3 protein-coding genes are annotated in these 4,805 nt (G+C 75.9%); all 3 read right to left on the bottom strand.

Annotation, left to right across the window (positions count from 1 at the left end; genetic code table 11):
• Nucleotides 1-670: 670 nt before the first annotated feature.
• The 3 genes from V7793_RS33395 to V7793_RS33385 are packed head-to-tail and all read right to left on the bottom strand — an operon-like array spanning nucleotide 671 to nucleotide 4,646.
• Nucleotides 671-2,224: an FAD-dependent monooxygenase gene (locus V7793_RS33395; protein WP_336013454.1), complete on the bottom strand. Its 1,554-nt coding sequence runs from the start codon at nucleotides 2,222-2,224 to the stop codon at nucleotides 671-673.
• Nucleotides 2,221-3,882 carry a class I adenylate-forming enzyme family protein gene (locus tag V7793_RS33390; RefSeq protein ID WP_336013453.1) on the bottom strand — a complete coding sequence of 554 codons (1,662 nt, stop codon included), beginning with the start codon at nucleotides 3,880-3,882 and terminating at the stop codon, nucleotides 2,221-2,223. The genes V7793_RS33395 and V7793_RS33390 overlap by 4 nt, the downstream gene beginning before the upstream one ends.
• Complete coding sequence (locus tag V7793_RS33385) at nucleotides 3,879-4,646, bottom strand: arylamine N-acetyltransferase family protein (RefSeq protein WP_336013455.1); 768 nt, start codon at nucleotides 4,644-4,646, stop codon at nucleotides 3,879-3,881. The genes V7793_RS33390 and V7793_RS33385 overlap by 4 nt, the downstream gene beginning before the upstream one ends.
• Nucleotides 4,647-4,805 lie beyond the last annotated feature (159 nt).

Here is a 4,805-nt window from a genome sequence, read left to right as displayed (position 1 = left end):
TACGACGCCGGCTCGCCTGCCCCCGCCCTGTGGGGCCTCCTCGGCCTCTACGCAGTGTGCGCGGCGGTCATATGGACGGTGTACGCCCGCCGCGAACCGATGCCGACGGCGCACCGCTACCGAACGGGCTCGGGCAAGCCCGTACACCCTTGACGGCCGCGGCGACGATCGGCCAACGCCACCGTGGGGCAAACGGTGCGCCCCCAGCCCCTGAACCCGCCGCCACGGCGCGGACATGCGGCGCCGAACGGGTTCAGCTGCGTCGGGCACCGCCGAACACGACCGTCGTGGCCGATCGCCGTCGCGGCGGAAGGAGGGCGCGGAGGCGCCCTTCAACCCGACCACCGTCGGACCACGGCGAACAACCACCGTGGCACGGACCGGCAATGCCGAACCGACGACACAGGCGCACTCAGCACCGCCGGACACCACCGTCGTAGCCGATCACCGTCGCGGCCGAAAGAAGGGCGCGGACGGCGCCCTTCAACCCGGCCACCGGCAGGCCGCCAAAGAGGCCCGCGCGTCTGAAGGACCGCCGCCGTGGTGGTCGGCCGCCACGGCGTGGAGCGGCGGTGTCGAGCAAGCCCGTGCAGGTGGGCTCGATGCCGTCGAGCAGCGACCTCGCGGCCGGTCGGACGGTGCCCTTCGGCCCCGTCGCAGGCTGTACCGGTCAGGGCGAGGCCGTCGTGGCGTGGGTCAGTTCCACTTGCAGGTGCGGGGTGTCGTGGGCGTGGCCGTGGGCGGCTATGTGGCCGTCCGGGCGGATCAGGTAGTAGCCCGGGTGGTGGCAGTGGGTTGTGGGGGCTGTGGTGGTCAGGGGGAGGCGGTACGGGCGTATGCGGCGGTGGGTGGCGGCCAGTTGGGCGGCCTTCGCCGCCCACGGCGGTGGCGTCCCCGGGTGGAGGACCAGGGCCAGCGCCCACTCCGACGGGTCCGTTTCCGGGCCGCTGATGCCGTGGGCGAGGGCGAGCCCGCGGGGGAAGAGGGCCCCGGCCCGTACGCCGCCCGGCAGGCGGCAGGCCGCCGGGCGGGCCGGCTCCTGCGTGGCGCGCCGCGGCCGGTACGCGAGGCGGTGCCCCGCCATGACGGGCGCGTAGAAGCGCGTGACCACCCCCGTCCGCTCCAGGAGCCGGAACGCGGCGTCGCGGACGGCGACCCGCACCCGCCCGTCGGCCATCCACACCCGCGTCTGCAGGCCGGTGTCGCGCACGATGCGCCGCGTGGCTTCGGCGCGCTCGGGGCCGTAGTCGGCGAGGAGGGAGGCAGGGGAGTCGCCGTGGAGGACCGCGGCGAGTTTCCAGGCGAGGTTGTGCGCGTCCTGGAGGCCGTTGTTCATGCCCTGGCCGCCCGCGGGGCTGTGGACGTGCGCGGCGTCGCCGAGGAGGTGGACGCGGCCGTGCCGCAGGCTGCGGGCCCGGCGGGCATGGACGCGGAAGACGGCCTGGTGAACGGGCTCGGTGATGCGTACGCCGCCCGGCCCGCGCGCGTCGAGCAGGGTTTGCACGGCGGGGATGCCGGGGGCGGGCGCTCCGGCGGGCAGGGCGGTCAGGATGCGGAAGACGCCGCCGGGCAGGGGCACGGTCACGAGGGTGCCGGACGGCGCCTGGTAGTAGTGGATCTCGCCGGGCGGGAGGGGTCCTTCGACGCGAGTGTCGAGGAGGGCGAAGGTCATCGGATAGGTGGTGCCCTCGAAGGGCGTCCCGAGCCGGTCGCGGACGGTGCTGCCGGCGCCGTCGGCGCCCAGGAGGTACGGCGTGCGCCACGTTTCGTCACGACCGCAGGGGTGGCGCAGGAGTACCCGCACCGTGTCGTCGTCCTGGGAGAAGTCCGCCAGCCGCACGCCCCGTTCGACGGTGCCGCCGAGCGCGTGCAGCCGCCGGGTGAGCAGCCGTTCCGTCTCGTACTGCGGAAGGTTGCGGGCCGCGCAGCCAGCGGGGAAGGCGAAGGCGGCGAGGGGGCGGCCGCCGGTGAAGTAGCGGTAGGCGTCGATGCGTACGGACGCGGCGCGCACGTCGTCGCCGATGCCGAGGTCGTCGAGGATGCCGAGGGCGCGGGGCCACAGGGACAGTGCCCTGGGCGTGTGCGCGGGGTGCGGGGCGCAGTCGACGAGGCGCACGGGCACGCCGCGGCGCAGGAGTTCGCAGGCGGCGAGGAGCCCGGTGGGCCCGGCGCCGGTGACGAGCACAGGGCTGCCGGACGAGGCCCCGTACGCGGAACGGGTCACGGCGTCTGCCCCGCGCTCCCGTCCCCGGTCCCGTGCCCAGCCCCATTCGCGGCCTCGGCGCCGTCCCCGCCCAGCCTGCGGGCGAGTTCCAGGCGGCGCACCTTCATCGTGGCGGTGCGGGGCAGCGCGGACAGCGGCAGCTGCACGGGCCCGGCGAGCTGCGGCCATTCGGCGGCGGCGGAGGCCCAGCGGCCGGGGTCGAGGGGCGCGTCGCCCCGGGTGCAGACCACGGGGACGGGCTCCTTGCGGGGCCCGGGCACGAGGACGACCTCGGCGAGTTCGGGCAGCCGGTCCATCAGCCGGTCCTCGACCTCGAGGGTGGAGCCGAGGGCGGGGAGGACGTCGACCTCGCGGTCGAGCAGGTGCAGGCAGCCGAAGCGGGTGCGGTAGCCGACGTCGCCGGTGCGCCACCACCCGTCGCGCAGCTGGCGCGCGAAGCGTTCGGGTTCGGCGAAGTAACCGGTGGCCCGGCCCGGGGCGCGCACTTCGATGGCGCCGGGGCGTTCGCGCGTGGGGCGGTGCCCGCCGGGGGCGGCGAGGCGCACGCGGACGCCGGGCAGGGGCAGGCCCAGGCAGCGTCCGTCGGCCCGGTGGACGGTGCGCGGGGTGTACCAGCGGCCGGAGAGCGGGCCGCACTCGCTCTGCCCGTAGAACTGGAAGAACCGCGGGGAGGCGCGGCGCGAGGCGAGCAGCAGCCTGCGCATGGTGGGCGGGTGGAGGGCGTCGAAGGTGGAGCTGAAGTACCGGACCGTGGCGAGGGGTTCGCGCGGGTCGTCCGCCAGTTCCTCCCAGGCCATGAAGGAGTTGGGGTGGGTCTCGACGAAGCCGGGGCGGGTGCGGGCGAAGAGGTCCGCGACGTGCGCCGGGCCGGGGTCGGCCACGATGACGAGCGGCATGCCCTTGGGCAGGGCGACGGCGAGCGCCAGGTACATCCGCGAGTGGACGGGGCTGAGGTGCGCCGCGTAGGTCTCGGGCGTACGGATCAGGGCGGCGAGCGCGCGCTGCGGTGCGTACCGGCCGTACAGGCCGGCCGCCGTGTGCACCACCAGCTTGGGCAGGCCGGTGGTGCCGGAGGTGTGGGTCATCAGTGCGGGGCGGTCCGCGGGCAGGAGCACGGGAGCGCGGCGCGGCGCGCCGGCCAGGGCCGCGAGGGGGGTGCAGCCGGGGCGGGCGGGGCCGGTGGTGAGGACCGTGGCGGCGATGCCCGTCAGGTCGAGCGGCGCCAGGCACGTGCGCAGCTTGTCGTCGTCGGTGAGCAAGTGCGGGCGTTGCGGGTGCTGTGGGTGGTGTGGGTGGTGTGGACGTTGCGTGCGGTGCGAACGGTGCGGGCTGCACAGCCGGCGCAGCAGGGCGCCGGCCGTGGCGCCGTCGAGCTCCGGGGAGAGCAGGACGGGGACGGCTCCGATACGGGCGGCGGCGCAGGCCAGCAGGTAGATGTCGAAGTTCGCTGCTTTGTGGACGGCGACGTGCTCGCCGGGGCGCACGCCGGCCGCCCACAGCCGGGCCGCCAGGTCGTCCACGTGCCCGGCGAGGCCGGTGTAGGTGAGCCGGCGGCCCGTGCCGGGCAGCGCGTCGAGGTCGTGGTCGAGCGTGACCGGCACGGAGCCGTGCGCGGCGGCCGCGCGCTCCGGGATCAGCCCGAGACGGAGGCCCTTCACGAGGCCGTCCACGAGGCGGCGTGCCGCTGCAGCAGGACGGACTCCTCGGCGGTGAGGGCGATGCCGAAGGTGCCGTGCAGGACGGGGCCGACCTCGTCGGGGGCGAGTTCGGTGCGCAGGAGGCGGCCGTCGGCGTAGCGGGCGGCGAGGGTGCGGTCGGTGAGCGTGTGGCGGACGTGGTCGTCGCCGCGCTGGGCGACGAGGCGGCCGGTGAAGGGCGAGCGGGGATGGTGGGACGTCCAGTAGTGGGCGGCCTCGAAGTCGTCGCGGACGTGGTGCTCCAGGCGCAGGGAGTAGACGTCGAACCAGCCGTCGGGGTGCAGGGAGCGCAGGACCCACTGCTCCGGGACGGCGGCCGCGCCACGGCCCGCCGCCGGTTCGAGGTCCAGGCGCCAGGTCCAGTCGCCGGTGGTGACCGTGGCACCGGGGACGAGGGGTACGGGTTCGAGGGGGCCTTCGTCGCCGAAGCCGACGTCGCAGAGCCAGGGGCGGCCGTCGGCCTCGGCGACGAGGGTCGCGTGGGAGCGGCGGCGCACGCGGGTGCTGCCGCGGCGGACGCGGGCGAGGTGCCGGACGACGGGGAAGCCGAGGCGTTCGAGGACGGCGGCGAAGAGCAGGTTCTGCTCGAAGCAGTAGCCGCCGCGCCGCGCGCGGACCAGTTTGCGCTGGAGCGCGTCCGTCTCGAGCGGCATGTCCCGGCCGAGGAGGACGTCGACGTTCTCGAAGCTGACGGCGGCGGTGTGGGCGCGCTGGAGGGCGCGCAGCGTCGCGGCGGTCGGCGGGAGGGGGCGGACGGTGGGGCCGGTGGGACGGGCGGGGCCGGCGGGGCCGACGGGGCCGGTCAGGTCGGCCGATCCGGTTGATCCGGTCGATCCGATCGATCCGATCAGGCCGGCCGATCCGGCCAGGCCGGTCCTGGCGAG

This window comes from Streptomyces sp. KLMMK (genome assembly GCF_036961605.1).
Classification (GTDB): domain Bacteria; phylum Actinomycetota; class Actinomycetes; order Streptomycetales; family Streptomycetaceae; genus Streptomyces; species Streptomyces telluris.
The sequence above is the reverse complement of the archived record's forward strand: the minus strand, read 5'-3'. Positions and strand labels throughout refer to the sequence as shown.